The sequence below is a fragment of the Pseudomonas sp. BR20 genome, from assembly GCF_050780135.1.
Lineage (GTDB): Bacteria > Pseudomonadota > Gammaproteobacteria > Pseudomonadales > Pseudomonadaceae > Aquipseudomonas.
The window spans coordinates 6,367,229-6,384,825 of sequence record NZ_CP172012.1 but is presented as its reverse complement, the minus strand read 5'-3'; the positions used below and the strand labels follow the sequence as shown (position 1 = coordinate 6,384,825).

18 protein-coding genes and 1 riboswitch are annotated in these 17,597 nt (G+C 61.4%); of the genes, 9 read left to right on the top strand and 9 right to left on the bottom strand.

Annotation, left to right across the window (positions count from 1 at the left end; all coding sequences use genetic code 11):
- Nucleotides 1–14 precede the first annotated feature (14 nt).
- On the top strand, nt 15–419 hold the full coding sequence (gene madL, locus ACHPFG_RS29480) for a malonate transporter subunit MadL (protein ID WP_027606068.1): 405 nt from the start codon (nt 15–17) through the stop codon (nt 417–419).
- A 1-nt stretch (nt 420) separates the two neighbouring features.
- Nucleotides 421–1,185, top strand: a complete 765-nt coding sequence (gene madM, locus ACHPFG_RS29475; protein WP_058426582.1) for a malonate transporter subunit MadM — start codon at nt 421–423, stop codon at nt 1,183–1,185.
- Between the two features lie 17 nt (nt 1,186–1,202).
- Here the strand turns inward: madM and ACHPFG_RS29470 are convergent, their stop codons facing one another.
- Nucleotides 1,203–2,123 carry a LysR family transcriptional regulator gene (locus tag ACHPFG_RS29470; protein WP_131697482.1) on the bottom strand — a complete coding sequence of 307 codons (921 nt, stop codon included), beginning with the start codon at nt 2,121–2,123 and terminating at the stop codon, nt 1,203–1,205.
- 144 nt (nt 2,124–2,267) lie between these two features.
- On the opposite strand from ACHPFG_RS29470, the gene trhA reads away from it, so the two are divergent.
- Nucleotides 2,268–2,885 carry a PAQR family membrane homeostasis protein TrhA gene (gene trhA / locus ACHPFG_RS29465; RefSeq protein ID WP_032884097.1) on the top strand — a complete coding sequence of 206 codons (618 nt, stop codon included), beginning with the start codon at nt 2,268–2,270 and terminating at the stop codon, nt 2,883–2,885.
- A 20-nt stretch (nt 2,886–2,905) separates the two neighbouring features.
- Here trhA and ACHPFG_RS29460 read toward each other — a convergent pair whose 3' ends face one another.
- Nucleotides 2,906–3,808 carry a LysR family transcriptional regulator gene (locus ACHPFG_RS29460; protein WP_431701150.1) on the bottom strand — a complete coding sequence of 301 codons (903 nt, stop codon included), beginning with the start codon at nt 3,806–3,808 and terminating at the stop codon, nt 2,906–2,908.
- A gap of 107 nt (nt 3,809–3,915) precedes the next feature.
- Here ACHPFG_RS29460 and ACHPFG_RS29455 point away from each other — a divergent pair, with 107 nt between their 5' ends.
- Genes ACHPFG_RS29455 through ACHPFG_RS29445 form a run of 3 tightly spaced genes read left to right on the top strand, consistent with a single transcriptional unit; the run spans nt 3,916 to nt 6,452 of the window.
- Nucleotides 3,916–5,163: a D-amino acid dehydrogenase gene (locus tag ACHPFG_RS29455; RefSeq protein ID WP_431701149.1), complete on the top strand. Its 1,248-nt coding sequence runs from the start codon at nt 3,916–3,918 to the stop codon at nt 5,161–5,163.
- 10 nt (nt 5,164–5,173) lie between these two features.
- On the top strand, nt 5,174–5,524 hold the full coding sequence (locus tag ACHPFG_RS29450) for a RidA family protein (RefSeq protein WP_167656780.1): 351 nt from the start codon (nt 5,174–5,176) through the stop codon (nt 5,522–5,524).
- A gap of 25 nt (nt 5,525–5,549) precedes the next feature.
- Nucleotides 5,550–6,452: a transporter substrate-binding domain-containing protein gene (locus ACHPFG_RS29445; protein ID WP_131697477.1), complete on the top strand. Its 903-nt coding sequence runs from the start codon at nt 5,550–5,552 to the stop codon at nt 6,450–6,452.
- Between the two features lie 13 nt (nt 6,453–6,465).
- Here the strand turns inward: ACHPFG_RS29445 and ACHPFG_RS29440 are convergent, their stop codons facing one another.
- Together ACHPFG_RS29440 and ACHPFG_RS29435 are read right to left on the bottom strand one after the other, a co-directional pair.
- Entirely contained in the window at nt 6,466–7,185 is a 720-nt protein-coding gene (locus tag ACHPFG_RS29440) for a 16S rRNA (uracil(1498)-N(3))-methyltransferase (RefSeq protein WP_131697476.1), read from the bottom strand.
- Between the two features lie 37 nt (nt 7,186–7,222).
- Complete coding sequence (locus ACHPFG_RS29435; protein WP_431701148.1) at nt 7,223–8,629, bottom strand: adenosylmethionine--8-amino-7-oxononanoate transaminase; 1,407 nt, start codon at nt 8,627–8,629, stop codon at nt 7,223–7,225.
- 271 nt (nt 8,630–8,900) lie between these two features.
- Between ACHPFG_RS29435 and ACHPFG_RS29430 the strand changes: the two genes are divergently transcribed.
- Both ACHPFG_RS29430 and ACHPFG_RS29425 read left to right on the top strand, forming a co-directional pair.
- Nucleotides 8,901–9,452 carry a cytochrome b gene (locus tag ACHPFG_RS29430; protein WP_141607511.1) on the top strand — a complete coding sequence of 184 codons (552 nt, stop codon included), beginning with the start codon at nt 8,901–8,903 and terminating at the stop codon, nt 9,450–9,452.
- A gap of 32 nt (nt 9,453–9,484) precedes the next feature.
- The gene (locus ACHPFG_RS29425) at nt 9,485–10,063 is read left to right on the top strand and encodes a YceI family protein (RefSeq protein ID WP_131697473.1); all 579 of its coding nucleotides are present in this window, start codon (nt 9,485–9,487) and stop codon (nt 10,061–10,063) included.
- Nucleotides 10,064–10,222: 159 nt separating this feature from the next.
- On the opposite strand, the gene ACHPFG_RS29420 is transcribed toward ACHPFG_RS29425, so the two are convergent.
- The 5 genes from ACHPFG_RS29420 to ahcY all read right to left on the bottom strand — a co-directional run bounded on the left by ACHPFG_RS29420 (nt 10,223) and on the right by ahcY (nt 16,791).
- Nucleotides 10,223–12,121 (bottom strand): DEAD/DEAH box helicase, encoded by a 1,899-nt coding sequence (locus ACHPFG_RS29420; RefSeq protein ID WP_131697472.1) that lies wholly within the window; start codon nt 12,119–12,121, stop codon nt 10,223–10,225.
- A gap of 221 nt (nt 12,122–12,342) precedes the next feature.
- Nucleotides 12,343–13,134, bottom strand: a complete 792-nt coding sequence (locus ACHPFG_RS29415) for a substrate-binding periplasmic protein (RefSeq protein WP_431701147.1) — start codon at nt 13,132–13,134, stop codon at nt 12,343–12,345.
- A 63-nt stretch (nt 13,135–13,197) separates the two neighbouring features.
- Nucleotides 13,198–14,280 carry a hypothetical protein gene (locus tag ACHPFG_RS29410; RefSeq protein ID WP_431701146.1) on the bottom strand — a complete coding sequence of 361 codons (1,083 nt, stop codon included), beginning with the start codon at nt 14,278–14,280 and terminating at the stop codon, nt 13,198–13,200.
- An 83-nt stretch (nt 14,281–14,363) separates the two neighbouring features.
- Nucleotides 14,364–15,209 carry a methylenetetrahydrofolate reductase [NAD(P)H] gene (gene metF / locus ACHPFG_RS29405; protein WP_431701145.1) on the bottom strand — a complete coding sequence of 282 codons (846 nt, stop codon included), beginning with the start codon at nt 15,207–15,209 and terminating at the stop codon, nt 14,364–14,366.
- A 172-nt stretch (nt 15,210–15,381) separates the two neighbouring features.
- Complete coding sequence (gene ahcY, locus ACHPFG_RS29400) at nt 15,382–16,791, bottom strand: adenosylhomocysteinase (protein WP_053128057.1); 1,410 nt, start codon at nt 16,789–16,791, stop codon at nt 15,382–15,384.
- Nucleotides 16,792–16,812: 21 nt separating this feature from the next.
- Nucleotides 16,813–16,919, bottom strand: a riboswitch (S-adenosyl-L-homocysteine riboswitch).
- Between the two features lie 199 nt (nt 16,920–17,118).
- Here ahcY and ACHPFG_RS29395 point away from each other — a divergent pair.
- Nucleotides 17,119–17,523, top strand: coding sequence for an acyl-CoA thioesterase (locus ACHPFG_RS29395; RefSeq protein WP_131697469.1), 405 nt, complete (start codon nt 17,119–17,121; stop codon nt 17,521–17,523).
- The last annotated feature ends 74 nt before the right edge of the window (nt 17,524–17,597 follow it).

Sequence of the window (17,597 nt, the reverse complement as noted above, 5' to 3'; positions counted from 1 at the left end):
CGAGGACAACAACAATGATTATTTACGGTGTGGCATTGCTGGCGATCTGCACGCTTGCAGGCGTGATCATGGGCGACATGCTCGGCGTGTTGCTCGGCGTCAAATCCAACGTGGGCGGGGTGGGGATCGCCATGATCCTGCTGATTTGCGCCCGCCTGTGGATGCAAAAGCGCGGCGGCATGACCAAGGAATGCGAGATGGGCGTGGGCTTTTGGGGCGCCATGTATATCCCCGTAGTGGTGGCGATGGCCGCGCAACAAAATGTGGTGACCGCTCTGCACGGCGGTCCGGTTGCGGTGCTGGCGGCGATTGGTTCGGTGGTGGTCTGTGGTTGCACCATCGCCTTGATCAGCCGTACTCACAAGGGCGAGCCTCTACCCGCCGAAGAGCCGTTGATCGTGCCTGCGGGAGGTCGCTGATATGTGGGATCTCATCGAAAAAGGCTTGGAACATAACGGCCTGATCACCGCGTTTGCCTTTGTTGGCGTGGTGATGTGGATTTCTGTGGTGCTGTCCAAGCGCTTGACGTTCGGGCGTATCCACGGCTCGGCGATTGCCATCGTCATCGGCCTGGTCCTGGCCTGGGTCGGCGGCACCATTACCGGCGGGCAAAAAGGCCTGGCAGACCTGGCGCTGTTCTCCGGCATCGGCCTGATGGGCGGCGCGATGCTGCGCGACTTCGCCATCGTTGCCACGGCGTTTGAGGTGCAAGCCACCGAAGCGCGCAAAGCCGGGATGATCGGTGTGATTGCGCTGCTGCTGGGCACGATCCTGCCGTTTATCGTCGGCGCCAGCATGGCCTGGGTGTTTGGCTATCGCGACGCGATCAGCATGACCACCATCGGCGCGGGTGCCGTGACCTACATCGTCGGCCCGGTGACCGGTGCGGCGATTGGCGCGACTTCGGATGTGATGGCGCTGTCCATCGCGACCGGGTTGATCAAGGCGATCCTGGTGATGGTCGGCACACCGGTGGCGGCGCGTTGGATGGGCTTGGATAACCCGCGTTCGGCGATGGTGTTCGGTGGCTTGGCCGGCACCGTGAGCGGCGTGACGGCAGGGCTGGCGGCGACGGATCGGCGCTTGGTGCCGTATGGCGCGTTGACGGCGACGTTCCATACCGGGCTTGGGTGTTTGCTTGGGCCTTCGTTGCTGTACTTCATTGTGCGTGGGTTGGTCGGCTGACCCCCAATCGCGGAGTGTCAGGCTGTCCCCTGCCGATTGGCGTACATCCGACACTCCGCCAACAACGCCAGCAAGTTCGGATCACGCTCCTTGGCCTTCAGAAACACCACCCCGATATGCTGCTGCAACCGATACCGGGGTTGCAGCGGTATCAGCTTCACGCGGTTCTCGTACACCGCCGCAATCCGCCCCGGCAGCAACGCATAACCCACTCCCGAACTGACCATGCTCAGCAGTGTGAAGATGTCATTCACCTGCATCGCCACCTTCGGTTCGAACCCCGCCTGCTTGAACACACGGTTGCCGTCCTGGTGGGTGGCGAAGCCTTGGGTGAGGGTGATGAAGGTGGCATCGCGCACGTCGGCCAGGTCGATTTCCTGGTCGCGGTCGAAGGGCGAGTCGGCCGGGGTGGCGAGGAAAATGTCGTCGGAGAACAGCGCAATCTGTTCGCAGTCGGGGTCGTTGGCGTGTTCGTCGAGGGAGATGAGGATCGCGTCGACTTCCATGTTCTTGAGCTTGTACAGCAGGTCGAAATTGGAGCCGAGGATCAGGTCGATATTGAGTTCGCTGCGCCTGATTTTCAGGCCCATGATCAGTTGCGGCACGGTCTTGACCGTCAGCGAATACAGCGAGCCGAGCTTGAAGCGTTCGGCGGAGAAACCGGCGGCTTCGCGGGTCAGGCGTACGCTGTCGACCACATCGGCGATCAGTTTCTGCGCGCGTTCTTCTAACACGTAGGCGCTTTCCAGCGGGGTGAGGTTGCGGCCCTCGTGTTTGAACAGCGGGCAGCGCAGGGCATTTTCCAGGGAGTGGATGGCGCGGTGTACGCTGACATTGCTGGTTTGCAGTTCGGCGGCGGCGCGGGCCAGGTTGCCGGTGCGCATGAATGCCAGGAAGATTTCCAGCTTTTTGAGGGTGAATTCTTCGTCGATCAGCATGGCCGTGGGCTCTTGTTCGAATGCGTCCGATTGTGCCCGCAAAACCGTGCGGCGTCCTCGGAACGTCACAAGACGCTTGCACTCTTATGCGCAAGGCTGGACGCTTGCCAGCCAGTTCCAGCGGCTACAGGAGGTCAGTGACAGATGTATCACGGGGAACGATTCAACGCCTGGAGCCATTTGCTCGGTGCGGTCGCGGCGTGTATTGGTGCCGTGTGGATGTTGGTGGTGGCGAGCCTGGACGGCAGCCCCTGGAAGATCGTCAGCGTGGCGATTTATGGCTTTACGCTGATGGTGCTGTACAGCGCGTCGACCGTGTACCACAGCGTCCAGGGGCGGCGAAAAGAGATCATGCAGAAGGTCGATCACTTTTCGATCTACCTGTTGATCGCCGGCAGCTACACGCCGTTTTGCCTGGTGACGCTGAGAGGCCCGTGGGGGTGGACGTTGTTCGGCATCGTGTGGGGGCTGGCGGTGATCGGCATCCTGCAAGAGATCAAGCCGCGCTCCGAGGCGCGCATCCTGTCCATCGTGATCTACGCGGTGATGGGCTGGATCGTGCTGGTGGCGGTCAAGCCGCTGATTGCCGCGCTGGGGACGGCGGGGTTTACCTGGCTGGCGGCGGGCGGGGTGTTGTACACCGTCGGCATCATCTTCTTTGCCCTGGAGGATCGCCTGCGGCATTCCCATGGGATTTGGCATTTGTTTGTGATCGGCGGCAGCCTGCTGCACTTTGTGGCGATCATGCATTACGTGCTCTGAATGTGGGAGGGGCGGTGTCCTTAGAGGCGCCCCAATAACTCGCCTGCGCGCTTGCCCAGGATCTCCAGCAGGTTTGCCAGCATATGCGGCGGCGGTTCATCGGCGCGGGTCAGGGCGTAGAGGGTGATCGGCAGCGGCGGTGTGAGCGTGCGGATACAGGTGGTAGCCGTTGAGGCGCCCAACGCCGTGAACGGATCGATGACCGTCAAGCCGGCGCCGGATTCCACCATCGCCCGGGCCAGGGAATAGGTTTGCACTGAAATCGTCACTCGAGGCGGTGGGTCGACATGTTCCAGGTAGCTGTCGAGTTTCGCCGCCAGCGGGTCGGCGCTGGACAGGCCAATCAACGGCGCACCCGCCAGCTCAGCCAGTGGCAGGGCCTGATGCAGTGCTGCGTCTGGCCAGTAGTTTTTCGACGCCAGGGCCACCAACACGCCATTGGCCAGCACTTGTGTGGTCAACCCAGGATGGCCGGAGAAGTTGAGGGTCAGCGCCAGGTCGATCTCGCGCATCAACAGCTTGTGCACCAGCTCGCGGCTATGGTCGCTGGACAGCTCGCACGCGATGTCCGGGTAGTCGCGCTTCCATTCCAGAATCGCCGGTGGCAGCAGCGACAGCGCCAATGCCGGTATCGCACCAATCCGCACGCTTTGCCCTGGGGCGCGGCGCAAGCTCTTGGCCAGGCGCCGCACACCTTGCAGGCTCTCGGTGACTTTCTCGACCTCGCTTTCCAGCGCCAGGGCTTCCGGCGTGGGCTGCAATTTACCGCGCACCCGCAGGAACAGCGGAAAGCCCAGCTGCAACTCGGCATGCTGCAACACCTTGGTCACCGCCGGTTGCGACACATGCAGCAACTGCGCGGCGGCGCTGATGGAGCCGGTCTGGCGGATGGCCTGGAAGATTTCGATATGACGCAAGCGCATGGCAAGTCCATAACCTTTATTTATAGGTGGTCCATCTTTATTCATTGTCGCTGGCCTGTCACCTGCGCCTACGCTTGAGCCTACTTATTCAAGGGCTGGAGGTCGGGATGGCCGGGCAGGTTTGCATCGTTGGTGGTGGCGTTATTGGCCTGGCGAGCGCTTATGCGCTGGTGCGTGCCGGCCATGAAGTGACGGTGATCGATGCGCGCGACACCTTGGGCAGCGAAACCAGTTTCGCCAATGGCGGGCAATTGTCCTACCGCTATGTCGCACCGCTGGCTGATGCGGGCGTGCCGTTGCAGGCGATTGGCTGGTTGCTGCGCGGTGACTCGCCGCTGAAGCTGCGCCCACGCCTGGACCCTCAGCAATGGCGCTGGATGGCCGCCTTCATCGGCGCCTGCCGGGGCTCGGTGAACAAGCGTAATGCCGCCCATTTGCTGCGCCTGGCAAGCCTGAGTCAAAACACCTTGCAGCAATGGCGCGTCGACGATCGCCTGGACGCTTTCAACTGGCGGCGTAATGGCAAGCTGGTGACCTTTCGTAATGCCGCCACCTTTGAGCGCGCGCGCAGCAAGGTCACCGATATCCTGCAACAACAGGTACTGTCGACACTGGATTGTGCGCGCCTGGAGCCGGCCCTGGCGCAGACGGCGGAGGAGTTTGTCGGGGGGATCTACACGCCGAATGAGGAAGTGGCGGACTGTCATGCCTTCTGCCAACAGCTGGCGGCACGCCTTGAAGCGTCGGGGCGCTGCACCTTTTTGCTGGGGCGCAAGGTCACCAGGATTCGCCATGCGGGTGGCGCGGTGCAGGCCATCGAGTTGGGTGGCGAAGTGATGCCGGTGGAGCACCTGGTGCTCGCGGCCGGTCATCGCAGCGCCGAGTTGGCGTTGCCTGGGTTGTCATTGCCACTGTATCCGCTCAAGGGCTACAGCCTCAGCGTGCCGATTGGCGCCCAGCACCAAGCGCCGAATGTAAGCATCACCGACTACGACCGCAAGATTGTCTACGCGCGTATTGGCGAACAACTGCGGGTGGCGGCTATGGTGGATATCGTCGGCTTTGACGCCAGCCTTGAGCCCAAGCGCCTGGCGCTGATGAAACGTCAGGCGATCGAGACATTTCCTGCGGCTGGCGACTATGCCCATGCCGTGGAATGGGCCGGTATGCGCCCGGCCACCCCGACCGGTGTGCCGCTGATTGGCGCCAGCGTCTATCGCAACCTGTGGCTGAACCTGGGCCACGGCGCCCTCGGCTTTACCCTGGCGTGTGGCAGCGGCCAATTGCTGGCCGAACTGATCGACCACCACCTACCTTCCATTGATATGCAGGGCCTGGCGCCCCGCGCTGCATAAGGATGCTTCCATGACCATCAACCGAATCAGCAGCAACGACCGACTGTCCGGCGCCGTCACGTTCAAGGATCTGGTATTCCTTTCGGGCCAGGTGCCCGGCGAAGGCCAGGATGTGGCGACGCAAACCCGCGAAGTGCTGGCCAAGGTCGATGCGCTGCTGGCCCAGGCCGGCAGTGACAAGGATCATTTGCTCAATGCGACCATTTACTTGAAAGACATTGGCAGCGGTTTCGCGCCGATGAACGACGTATGGGCCGCCTGGCTATCGCCGGGGATGGCGCCGACGCGCACCACCTTGCAGGCGGAACTGGCACGGCCGAGTGTGCTGGTGGAAATCAGCGTGATTGCAGTACGTAAATAACGTTAAAGACCAACGGAGAATAACAATGAAAAAAATCCTGTTGACCGGCTGCACCCTGGGCCTTTTGCTGGGGGCACATGCCCATGCCAATCAGGCGCCGCTGGACGGTACGCTGGGCAAGATCGCCAACGCCAAGTCCATCACCCTGGGTTATCGCGACGCGTCGGTGCCGTTTTCCTACGTGGGCGATCACAGCGGCAAGCCGATGGGCTATTCGGTGGACCTGGCCAGCAAGATCGTTGAGCGTATCCAGCAGAAAACCGGAGTGGCCGACCTTAAGGTGAAGTACAACCTGGTGACCTCTCAGACGCGCATTCCGCTGGTGCAGAACGGCACTGTCGACCTGGAGTGCGGTTCCACCGGGGTGACCGCCGAGCGGCAGAAACAGGTGGCGTTTTCCTACGGGTTTATTTACGTGAAAGGCCAGTTGCTGACGGCTAAAGACAGCGGCATCAAGGGCTTCGCCGATCTGGGGGGCAAGAACGTGGTGACCACCGCCGGCACCACCAACGAGCGTTTTCTCAAGCGTTACAACGCCGAGCACAAGAGCAATATGTTCGTCATCAGCGCCAAGGACCACGGCGAGGCATTCAAGATGCTCGAGACGGGCCGCGCGGCCGCGTTCTATATGGACGATGCATTGCTCTACGGCGAACGCGCCAAAGCCCGCGACCCGCACAACTGGGTGGTGGTGGGCGAGGAACAGTCGCGGGAGATCTACAGCTGCATGGTGCGCAAGGATGACCCGCAGTTTCTCGCGGTGGTCAACGAGACCCTCGGCGACCTGTACCGCTCGGGGGAGATCAACGGGATTTACCAGCGCTGGTTTGAACAGCCGATTCCGCCCAAGGGCTTGAACCTGGAATTCCCGATGACCAGTGAGTTGAAGGCGATCATTGCCAAGCCGATCAGCGATCCGGTGGACTGATCTCCTCCCACAGTTAGAAGTCGCCCCAGAGTTGTTGGGCGACGGCCAACGCGACGACGGGCGCAGTCTCGGTGCGCAACACGCGCGGGCCGAGGCGGGCGGCGTGGAAGCCGGCGCCTTGGGCGGTGTCGACTTCGTTGTCGGTCAGCCCACCCTCCGGCCCGATCAGAAACGCCAGGCTCGCAGGCTTGGCATGGCTGACCATTGGCTCGGCCACCGGGTGCAGCACCAGCTTCAGATCCGCCTCGACCTGCTTCAACCAGTCTGCCAGCAGCAACGGCGGATGAATCACCGGCACCGTCGAACGCCCGCATTGCTCACACGCGCTGATCGCCACCTGGCGCCAGTGCAGCAGGCGTTTGTCGGCGCGTTCGTCCTTGAGGCGCACTTCGCAGCGGTCGCTGAAGATCGGCGTGATGGCGTTGACGCCCAGCTCGGTGGCTTTCTGGATCGCCCAATCCATGCGCTCGCCCCGGGACAGGCCCTGGCCGAGGTGGATGTGCAGCGGCGATTCGGCCTGGCCGGCGAAGCTTTCCGTCAGTTGCACGGTGACGCGTTTTTTACCGACTTCCAGCAGACTGCCCAGGAACTCCTGGCCGGAACCGTCGAACAATTGCACGGCGTCACCTTCGCCCATGCGCAGTACGCGGCTGATGTAGTGCGCCTGGGCTTCGGGCAGTTCGTGATCGCCGAGGCTCAGCGGGGTGTCGGTGAAAAAGCGGGACAGTCTCATTTCTGTTCTCTGGAAAAAGGTGTAGGTGTGCCGGCAATCAACCCGGATCGCGGAAGCCGGGGTGGAAGTCTTTCGGCACCGCCACGCTGACTTTGCTGTTGGTGGCGATGTCGATGCCTTCGCTGGCAACTTCGGCGAGGAAGTCGATTTGCTCCGGCGTAATCACATAGGGCGGCAGGAAATACACCACGCTGCCCAGCGGCCGCAACAGCGCGCCGCGTTCCAGGGCGTGTTCGAATACCTTCAGGCCACGGCGTTCCTGCCACGGGTAAGCGGTCTTGGTGGCCTTGTCCTGGACCATTTCGATGGCCAGCACCATGCCGGTCTGGCGTACTTCCGAGACATGCGGATGGTCGACCAGGTGCGCCGTTGCCGTGGTCATGCGCTGGGCCAGGGCCTTGTTGTTTTCGATGACGTTGTCTTCTTCGAAAATATCCAGGGTTGCCAGGGCCGCCGCGCACGCCAGCGGGTTGCCGGTGTAGCTGTGGGAGTGCAGGAAGGCGCGCAGGGTCGGGTAGTCGTCGTAGAACGCGTCGTAGACGTCATCGGTGGTGACCACGGCGGCCAACGGCAGGTAGCCGCCAGTCAGGGCCTTGGACAAACACAGGAAGTCCGGACGGATGCCGGCCTGTTCACAGGCGAACATGGTCCCGGTGCGGCCGAAGCCCACGGCGATTTCATCGTGGATCAGGTGCACGCCATAGCGGTCGCAGGCCTCGCGCAGCAGCTTGAGGTACACCGGGTGGTACATGCGCATGCCGCCGGCGCCCTGGATCAGCGGCTCGACGATCACGGCGGCGACGGTGTCGTGGTGCTCGGCGAGGGTCTGCTCCATGGCCATGAACAGGTTGCGCGAATGTTCTTCCCAGCTCATGCCCTCGGGGCGCAGGTAGCAGTCCGGGCTCGGCACCTTGAGGGTGTCCAGCAGCAGCGCCTTGTAGGTTTCGGTAAACAGCGGCACGTCGCCCACCGACATCGCGGCGATGGTTTCGCCGTGGTAGCTGTTGGTCAGGGTGACGAAGCGTTTTTTGTTTGGCAGGCCACGGTTGAGCCAATAGTGAAAGCTCATCTTCAGCGCGACTTCGATGCACGACGAACCGTTATCGGCGTAGAAGCAGCGGGTCAGGCCCTCGGGGGTCATCTTTACCAGGCGCTCGGACAACTCGATCACCGGCTGGTGGCTGAAACCGGCGAGGATCACGTGTTCCAGTCGGTCGACCTGGTCCTTGATGCGCTGGTTGATGCGCGGGTTGGCGTGGCCGAAGACGTTGACCCACCAGGAGCTGACGGCGTCGAGGTAGCGCTTGCCTTCGAAGTCTTCCAGCCAGACGCCTTCCCCGCGCTTGATCGGGATCAGCGGCAGTTGCTGGTGGTCTTTCATCTGGGTGCAGGGATGCCACAGCACCGCGAGGTCGCGTTGCATCCACTGGTTGTTCAAGCCCATCGGTGATCTCCTCGAAGCGGTCCTGCGAGCGGCGCAGGTGAAACAATCGCGCAAGCCTATGCAATGGTGGCCCGGGTCACAAGCCATTGTGGGGAATTCGGAGTAAACGTAGGACGGACTGTCACGTTTCTTAGGAATAGTCCTTAATCCTTGGTTAACTTACTGTGCATACGCTCCAGATCGTATTTCTCGATATTTCAAAGCGAAATTTTCCGCTTTAATTCGATAGGTAAATCGCTAGTCTGGGCGCAGCTCTTACGGGATTAAGTACATGCAGCTACGTAACTCACCGGCCCGTTATGGCTGGGTCAGTATGGTTTTGCACTGGGGCGTGGCCCTGGTGGTGTTCGGCCTGTTCGCCCTGGGCTTGTGGATGGTCGGTCTCGACTATTACAGCGCCTGGCGCAAAGAAGCACCGGACCTGCACAAGAGCATTGGCATCACGCTGTTCGCCATCATGCTGGTACGAATCGTCTGGCGCCTGATCAGCCCGCCGCCTCCGCCGCTGGCCAGTTACAGCCGCTTGACCCGCATCGGTGCCGCGTTCGGCCACGCGTTCCTTTATCTCGGGCTGTTTGCCGTGATGATCGCCGGTTACCTGATTTCCACCGCAGACGGTGTCGGTATCCCGGTGTTTGGCCTGTTTGAAATTCCTGCCGTGGTTTCCGGTCTACCGGACCAGGCAGACACCGCTGGCGTGGTGCACCTGTACCTCGCCTGGGTGTTGGTAGTCTTCGCCGGCTTGCACGGCGTGGCTGCGTTGAAACACCACTTTATCGATCGTGATGCGACCCTCACGCGAATGCTGGGGCGCAAAGCCTGATGTTCAACCTCGACTCACAAGGAATAGAAAGCATGTTGAAAAAGACACTCGCTGCTCTGGCAATCGGTACTGCACTGCTGTCGGCAGGCCAGGTGATGGCCGCTGACTACAAGATCGACAAAGAAGGCCAGCACGCCTTCATCGACTGGAAAATCAGCCACCTGGGCTACAGCTACATCCACGGTACCTTCAAGGACTGGGATGGTACGTTCAGCTGGGATGCCGCCAAGCCTGAAGCCAGCAAAATCGCAGTCGACGTGAAAACCGCCAGCCTGTGGTCCAACCACGCTGAACGTGACAAGCACATCGCCAGCAAGGATTTCCTGGACGTTGCCAAGTTCGCGGACGCCAAGTTCGTGTCCACCGCGGTTAAATCCACCGGCGAAAAAACTGCTGACGTGACGGGCGACCTGACCTTCCACGGCGTGACCAAGCCTGTGACCTTCAAGGCTACGTTCAACGGTGAAGGCAAGGATCCATGGGGCGGCGAACGTGCTGGCTTCAACGCCAAGACCACGCTGGACCTGAACGACTTCGGGATCAAAGGCCCAGGCCCGACTTCCCAGACTGTCGACCTGGACATCTCGCTGGAAGGCGTGAAAGCGAAGTAATGCTTCGCAGGCAGGAGCGAGCTTGCTCGCGAAAAACGTAGAGACACCGCGTTTTTCAGGCTGCCAGCGTTATCGTTGACGACCTTCGCGAGCAAGAACTAGGCGTCCCCCTCGCTCCTACAGGCAAAAAAAACCCGTATCTCGCGATACGGGTTTTTTTTATGCCTCGCGGTTGCGGGTCAGCAGCGCTGGTTTTTCACCACGAGGACGGCCTGGCAGTTGATCCAGCTGCTCAGGTGTCGGGAAGCGATCAGCCTTCGACTCCTTGTGGATGATCTTTGGCGCCGGACCACCGCGCGGGTTCTGCACGGCTGGCTCGGACAAACGCGGCTGGTCATCACGGGCCGGGCGGCGGTTGTTGCTGCGCGAATCTTCGCGACGTGCCTGGCCATCACGAGGTGCACCGTTACGCGGGCCGCTGCGCTTGGCCGGCGGGGTGCCGGTCGTGCCGCCGCTGCTGTTGCGCGGACCGTTCTGACGACCGCCCTGAGGCTGGCCGCCACGTGGAGCGCCAGTCCCGGCAGCTGCGCCCGGCGCCGGAGCACCTGGACGACGGCCACGGCCCTGGGCTGGTTTGGCCTGGGGCACGTAGTCAACGCGGTTACCAAAGTTATCCACGTCGTCGTCGAGGAACTCGTCCGGGGCGCGGTCGGCTGTGGCACGTGGCGGCTGGCTCGGCTGGCGCTGTTCGCGGGCCGGGGTGCCTTCACGGGGCTTCTGCTCGCGGGCTGGGCGTTCGCCACGGCCGTTGGTGGGCGCTTTTTCCTTGCCGCCTTTGTCTTTGCCCTTGTCGCGACGACCACCGCCACCGCCGCCGCCGTTCGGGCCATCGCCCTTTGGACCGCGAGGGTTACGTGGGTTGCGCACGTCCGGACGCTCGCGCACTTCAGGCTTCTCGGCCTCAACGGCGCTGGCATCGAAGCCCATCAGGTCACCATCGGCGATTTTCTGCTTGGTCATGCGCTCGATGCTTTTCAGCAGTTTCTCTTCGTCCGGAGCAACCAGGGAAATGGCTTCACCCGAACGACCGGCACGGCCGGTACGGCCGATACGGTGCACGTAGTCTTCGTCGACGTTTGGCAGCTCGAAGTTGACCACGTGTGGCAACTGGTCGATGTCCAGGCCGCGTGCGGCAATATCGGTGGCGACCAGGATGCGCACTTCACCGGCCTTGAAGTCGGCCAGGGCTTTGGTGCGGGCGTTCTGGCTCTTGTTGCCGTGGATGGCGACGGCGGTGAGGCCGTGCTTGTCCAGATACTCGGCCAGGCGGTTGGCGCCGTGCTTGGTGCGGGTGAACACCAGCACCTGTTCCCAGGCGCCGGCAGTGATCAGGTGCGCCAGCAATGAACGCTTGTGGCTGGCAGCCAGGCGGAAGACGCGTTGCTCGATACGCTCGACCGTGGTGTTCGGCGGCGTGACTTCGATGCGCTCCGGGTTGTGCAGCAGCTTGCCGGCCAGGGCAGTGATGTCTTGGGAGAACGTTGCCGAGAACAGCAGGTTCTGACGTTTGGCCGGCAGGCGGGCGAGGACCTTCTTCACGTCATGGACAAAGCCCATGTCGAGCATGCGGTCGGCTTCGTCCAGCACGAGGATTTCCACGTGGGACAAATCGACGCTGCCTTGGCCGCACAGGTCGAGCAAACGACCGGGGCACGCCACCAGCACGTCAACACCGCGGGACATGGCCTGAACCTGTGGGTTCATGCCGACGCCGCCGAAGATACAGGCGCTGACGAACTTCAGGTCGCGGGCGTACAGCTTGAAGCTGTCGTGCACCTGGGCGGCGAGTTCGCGGGTAGGGGTCAGGACCAGTACGCGCGGTTGGCGCGGGCCGTGACGCTGGGATTTGTCCGGGTGACCGTTGGGAAACAACCGCTCCAGAATCGGGAGGGCGAAGCCGCCGGTTTTACCAGTACCTGTCTGAGCCGCAACCATCAGGTCGCGACCTTGCAACACGGCGGGAATAGCCCGCTGTTGCACCGGAGTAGGCTCGGTATAGCCCGCTGCCTCGATGGCGCGGACTAAAGCCTCGGAGAGACCGAGGGAAGCAAAGGACATGAGTAATCCTGTTTTAGTTAGGGCTTGGCCCAAAGGGATAATCTTGCCGGGCGTGAATGGCGCTTAGGGGAGCGCAATCCCGTCCGGTCCTGCTGCGTCTGGCGGGCACTCCACCGGCTCGCGCGGGCTGAAAGCTGCGCAGTAGCGGGGTTGGGTGCCTTTTTCAGGACCTCAGCGGCCGGGCGTGAGCCTGGCGGAAAGGCCGGAGTATAACAGAGCAATCACGGCGCGCTGCTTTCCTGCTGCTCAACGGTGCCTCCAGGCGCTGTTTTGGCTTGGATTCCACCATATTTGGCGCTCAAGGCGGCGTAGGCCGGCTCCTGTTTGAAACGCTTGAGTTCGGCGGCAAAGCGTTGCACCAGCAGGTCCATCCCCGCGCCACGGCGAACGGCAAGGTATTGCTGCTGGCGGCTGACCACGACGGGAGCCTGGCTGACCTTGCCCTCCAGGCCCAGCGTCTTGATCACATGCTGGCCGACCCGGCGGTCGGTGATCGCCAGGTCGATGCGCCCCAGCAGCAATTTGCCGAAGTTGGCCTCATGGCTGGGGGCCGGCTCGCGGTTGAACGCGGCAGAGTCGCTGAAGGGGGCGCTGTACAGGTAGCCTGGGGACGTGCCGACAGTCAGGCCGCCAAGGTCGTCAAGGCTTTGGACCGGGTAAGGGCGCTCGTTGGCGTAGAACATCACGAACTCCACTTCCGACAACGGTTCGCTGGGGTACAGCAGCAGCGCGTCGCGGTCGTGACTGTGGAAAATATCCAGTGCGCCATCGGCATTGCCCTGGTCAAGCATGGCCAGACAGCGCTTCCAGGGCAGGAACTGCCATTGCACATCGACCCCCAGGCGCTGGAACACGATCACCGTGGTTTCGTAGTCCAGCCCGCGCATGGCGCCGTGTTCTTCATACACGTAAGGCGCCCAGGGCTCGGTGACAATGCGCAATTTCTCGCCATAAGCGGCCAGGCTCAAGCAAGTAAAAAGCGCAGCGGTCAACAGCTTCAGAATGACGGGCATGCCCCGAGGTTACGACGCCCGCGCGCTAAAGAGAAGCTCTGGCACACGCATCTGCGGGCAGCGCTATTTTGTCGGTGAAGTCATCAGGTGTGCGTAGATGGCTGCACGTCGTTCGCCCAGAATCAGGCGCACCACAGGGTTGGCGAACCAATGTTCGAGCTGGTGCGCGTCGACCGGGCATTTTTGCCGCTCTTCCTGATTCTGCAGGGCCTTGTCCCACCAGACCGGGCCACAGGCCTGGTCGAATTCATTTTCGTGCTCGTAGCAGCCGTAGAGGATTTCGCGGATGAACTGCTGCTTGCGTTTGGGCAAGGCCAGGGTGATCAGCTTGTACATCAAGCGCTGCAGGCGCGGCGGACGAGGCAGGTGGGCAGACACATTGCGGGTGTCGGCCAGGGCCTTGGCGCAGATGGGGTCTGCGGCGTGCTTGGTGATCCACGCCTTGACCTTGGCGCGGAACAGCTGCTTGCGGCTCCAGTAATGGTGGATCAGGTCGGGACACTGGCGCACGTTGAGCGTGCGGTACACGGCCACCGACAGGCAGAATTCTTCCAGGGTGTAGGCGCCCCGGGCCATAGGGAACAGTTCGTCCATCAACTCGATCGAGCGATCAAGGATGTGCGCGTCTTGCCGGGTCAGGCCCATGACGCCGGAGTTGAGCAGCCACATGTCGTCGTCGGCCAGGCCTTTGTCTGCGAGGTGCTTGGCCATGGTTTCATACAGCACGCTTTCGCGGTTGTCGCCGTACTTGGCCTGGAAGGCATTGCACAGCACGGTACCGGGCGCGACGCGTTCGAACAGCGCCATGGGCGAGTCGTGGAAAAAAGTGTCGGTGTCGATCAACAGCGCGCGCTCCGCTGTTTCCAGCACCTGGCGCAACAGCACATGTTTGGTGCGGAAATGGTAGCCGTGGGGCTCGCTCCAGCGTCTGCGCGTGGCGTCGTCCAGCGTGTGAACCTGTACCGGCAAGCCGCGATAGGGGGCCGGGTTGTCGCTGAACACCTGGATGTCCAATGGCATGTTCTGGGGGCCGCCCAGTTGGGCCAGGGCGCTGGCGATGCTGAATACGGCTTCCTGATGATAGGTCTCGGCGCCGAATACCAAGTACACCAGCTGCGGGCGGGGAGTCGGGGACGCTGTATTCATGTACTGCAGGCTTCCTTTCCGGAGATATATAGACGAAAAAAACCCCCGTAATAACGAGGGCCGGGTACAGCGATTAAACCAGCCTAGCGTGGCAGTTTAAGGTTGTTCCAGATCGCGAGGCTTGGTTCAGCCTGGTTCAGGGTATAGAAGTGCAGGCCTGGCGCGCCACCTTGCAACAATTTTTCACACATATTGCTGATCACCTGCTCGCCGAACGCCTGGATGCTCTTAACGTCATCGCCATAGGCTTCCAGTTGCTTGCGCACCCAGCGTGGGATCTCTGCACCGCAGGCGTCAGAGAAGCGCGCCAGCTTGCTGTAGTTGGTGATCGGCATGATGCCCGGCACGATCGGGATGTTCACACCCATGGCCTGTACACGCTCGACGAAGTAGAAATAGCTTTCGGCGTTGAAGAAGTACTGGGTGATCGCGCTGTCGGCGCCGGCGTTGGCCTTGCGTACGAAATTCTGCAGATCGTCTTCGAAATTGCGCGCCTGGGGGTGCATCTCCGGGTAAGCGGCCACTTCGATATGGAAGTGATCGCCGCTTTCTTCGCGAATGAAGCTCACCAGGTCATTGGCGTGGCGCAGCTCACCGCTGGCCATGCCCATGCCGGACGGCAAGTCGCCACGCAGGGCAACGATGCGCTTGATGCCGGCGCCCTTGTATTGGGTGAGCAGGCCGCGCAGATCGGCCTTGCTGTCGCCCACGCAGGACAAATGCGGAGCGGCGGGAATTTTGACTTCGCTTTCAAGTTGCAACACGGTGTTGATCGTACGATCACGCGTCGAACCGCCCGCGCCGTAGGTGCAGGAGAAGAAGTCGGGGTTGTAAGTGGCCAACTGCTTGGCAGTCGCCATCAGTTTTTCATGCCCAGCATCGGTCTTGGTGGGAAAGAACTCGAAGCTGTAGCGACGGTCTTGGGACATGGTCATACCCTTTGAAACTCAGAAGCCGACTGTGCAACCCATCTGCACTGTAGGCGCGAGCTTGCTCGCGAAGAACGTCAACGATAACGCGTAGAAACAGGATGTACGCGGTGTCCTTGAGTTTTTCGCGAGCAGGCTCGCTCCTACAGGTAGAGCAGGTTGGGCTGATTACTTAGTAGCGATAAGCGTGCGGCTTGAACGGACCTTCGACGGTCACGCCGATGTAGTCGGCCTGGGTCTTGGTCAGCTGAGTCACCACGCCGCCGAAGCCGCGGACCATTTCCAGGGCCACTTCTTCGTCGAGTTTCTTCGGCAGTACTTCCACGGTCAGGCGCTCGGCTTTCTGGGCTGGCGACAGGTCGGCGTATTTTTGGCCGAACAGGAAGATCTGGGCCAGTACCTGATTGGCGAACGAGCCGTCCATGATGCGGCTTGGGTGGCCGGTGGCGTTGCCCAGGTTGACCAGGCGGCCTTCAGCCAGCAGGATCAGGTAGTCGTCGTTCTGTGGGTCGAAAGCGCCAGCGCCGGTACGGTGAACCTTGTGCACCTGCGGCTTCACTTCTTCCCACGCCCAGTTCTTGCGCATGAAAGCGGTGTCGATCTCGTTGTCGAAGTGACCGATGTTGCACACCACGGCACGCTTTTTCAGGGCCTTGAGCATGTTGGCATCGCAGACGTTGACGTTACCGGTGGTGGTCACGATCAGGTCGATCTTGCCCAGCAGGGCCTTGTCGATGCTTGCTTCGGTGCCGTCATTGACGCCATCGATGAACGGCGAAACCACTTCGAAACCGTCCATGCAGGCTTGCATGGCGCAGATCGGGTCGACTTCGGAGACTTTAACGATCATGCCTTCCTGGCGCAGGGACTGGGACGAACCCTTGCCCACGTCGCCGTAGCCGATCACCAGGGCTTGCTTGCCCGACAGCAGGTGGTCGGTGCCGCGCTTGATGGCATCGTTCAGGCTGTGACGGCAGCCGTACTTGTTGTCGTTCTTGCTCTTGGTCACCGAGTCGTTGACGTTGATGGCCGGGATTTTCAGCTCGCCCTTGGCCAGCATGTCCAACAGGCGGTGCACGCCGGTGGTGGTCTCTTCGGTCACGCCGTGGACGCGGTCGAGGATCTGCGGGTATTTCTTGTGCAGCAGCTCGGTCAGGTCGCCGCCGTCGTCGAGGATCATGTTGGCATCCCAAGGCGCGCCATCTTTCAGGATGGTTTGCTCCAGGCACCACTCGTACTCTTCTTCGGTCTCGCCTTTCCAGGCGAATACCGGGATACCGGCAGCGGCGATGGCGGCAGCGGCCTGGTCTTGAGTCGAGAAAATGTTGCAGGACGACCAGCGCACTTCGGCACCCAGGGCCACCAGGGTTTCGATCAGTACGGCAGTCTGGATGGTCATGTGGATGCAGCCGAGGATCTTCGCGCCCTTGAGCGGTTGCTCGGCGGCGTACTTGCGACGCAGGCCCATCAAGGCTGGCATTTCGGATTCGGCGATAAAGGTTTCGCGACGGCCCCAGGCGGCGAGGGACATGTCGGCGACTTTGTAGTCGTTGAAATCTGCAGGCGTAATTACAGCGCTCATGAAGAGCCTCCATTCGTAGTGTGCGAATGGGCGCCGTTGTGCGTTTAGTATCAGGCCAGGGCAACCAGGCCGGACAACGCCCCATCCGAGCCTGACAGGTTGAACCTGCTGCAGCGCCCCTCGGACAGGTGGCGGGAGAAACGGTATCAACTGAAGATGACCGTTTTGAAGCGGTGGCGATTATAGCCGTGTACGCGATACTTCCCAAGCCTTTCTGTCGGCGGCATGCAGATCGCGCATGGGGTTGATAGGCAATGGCGCATAGAGCTTGGGGGCAGGCTCTGCCATTATGTTGCCCATCATTTGGCAAGACGCTTTGGAGTGACCATGAACTTCCACACCCGCAAATGGGTAAAACCTGAAGACCTCAACCCCAACGGCACCCTGTTCGGCGGCAGCCTGCTGCGCTGGATCGACGAAGAAGCGGCCATCTACGCCATCGTCCAACTGGGCAACCAGCGCGTGGTGACCAAATACATTTCCGAAATCAACTTTGTCAGCGCCTCGCGCCAGGGCGACATCATCGAACTCGGGATCACTGCCACCGAATTTGGCCGCACCTCCATCACCCTCACCTGTGAAGTGCGCAACAAGATCACCCGTAAAAGCATCCTGACTGTAGAGAAGATGGTCTTCGTCAACCTCGGCGAAGACGGCTTGCCCGCGCCCCACGGCCGTACCGAGATCAAGTATGTAAAGGACCAGTTCCAGGAAGATGACATGCGCGAATAATTACATGCCACCGGTTTGATTTCTGTTGCCAGGTTGTTCCGGGTGGATCTTTTCCAGGCTCTCTCGTCACTCAG

Bases quoted from the DNA above. Each gene is read 5' to 3' on its own strand.
- madL (WP_027606068.1), top strand. From the start codon at position 15: ATGATTATTTACGGTGTGGCATTGCTGGCGATCTGCACGCTTGCAGGC.
- ACHPFG_RS29470 (WP_131697482.1), bottom strand. From the start codon at position 2,123: ATGCTGATCGACGAAGAATTCACCCTCAAAAAGCTGGAAATCTTCCTG.
- ACHPFG_RS29415 (WP_431701147.1), bottom strand. From the start codon at position 13,134: ATGCCCGTCATTCTGAAGCTGTTGACCGCTGCGCTTTTTACTTGCTTG.
- ACHPFG_RS29425 (WP_131697473.1), top strand. From the start codon at position 9,485: ATGTTGAAAAAGACACTCGCTGCTCTGGCAATCGGTACTGCACTGCTG.
- ACHPFG_RS29395 (WP_131697469.1), top strand. From the start codon at position 17,119: ATGAACTTCCACACCCGCAAATGGGTAAAACCTGAAGACCTCAACCCC.
- ACHPFG_RS29410 (WP_431701146.1), bottom strand. From the start codon at position 14,280: ATGAATACAGCGTCCCCGACTCCCCGCCCGCAGCTGGTGTACTTGGTA.
- ACHPFG_RS29455 (WP_431701149.1), top strand. From the start codon at position 3,916: ATGGCCGGGCAGGTTTGCATCGTTGGTGGTGGCGTTATTGGCCTGGCG.
- ACHPFG_RS29435 (WP_431701148.1), bottom strand. From the start codon at position 8,629: ATGGGCTTGAACAACCAGTGGATGCAACGCGACCTCGCGGTGCTGTGG.
- metF (WP_431701145.1), bottom strand. From the start codon at position 15,209: ATGTCCCAAGACCGTCGCTACAGCTTCGAGTTCTTTCCCACCAAGACC.
- ACHPFG_RS29460 (WP_431701150.1), bottom strand. From the start codon at position 3,808: ATGCGCTTGCGTCATATCGAAATCTTCCAGGCCATCCGCCAGACCGGC.
- trhA (WP_032884097.1), top strand. From the start codon at position 2,268: ATGTATCACGGGGAACGATTCAACGCCTGGAGCCATTTGCTCGGTGCG.
- ACHPFG_RS29430 (WP_141607511.1), top strand. From the start codon at position 8,901: ATGCAGCTACGTAACTCACCGGCCCGTTATGGCTGGGTCAGTATGGTT.
- ACHPFG_RS29420 (WP_131697472.1), bottom strand. From the start codon at position 12,121: ATGTCCTTTGCTTCCCTCGGTCTCTCCGAGGCTTTAGTCCGCGCCATC.
- ACHPFG_RS29440 (WP_131697476.1), bottom strand. From the start codon at position 7,185: ATGAGACTGTCCCGCTTTTTCACCGACACCCCGCTGAGCCTCGGCGAT.
- madM (WP_058426582.1), top strand. From the start codon at position 421: ATGTGGGATCTCATCGAAAAAGGCTTGGAACATAACGGCCTGATCACC.
- ACHPFG_RS29445 (WP_131697477.1), top strand. From the start codon at position 5,550: ATGAAAAAAATCCTGTTGACCGGCTGCACCCTGGGCCTTTTGCTGGGG.
- ACHPFG_RS29450 (WP_167656780.1), top strand. From the start codon at position 5,174: ATGACCATCAACCGAATCAGCAGCAACGACCGACTGTCCGGCGCCGTC.
- ahcY (WP_053128057.1), bottom strand. From the start codon at position 16,791: ATGAGCGCTGTAATTACGCCTGCAGATTTCAACGACTACAAAGTCGCC.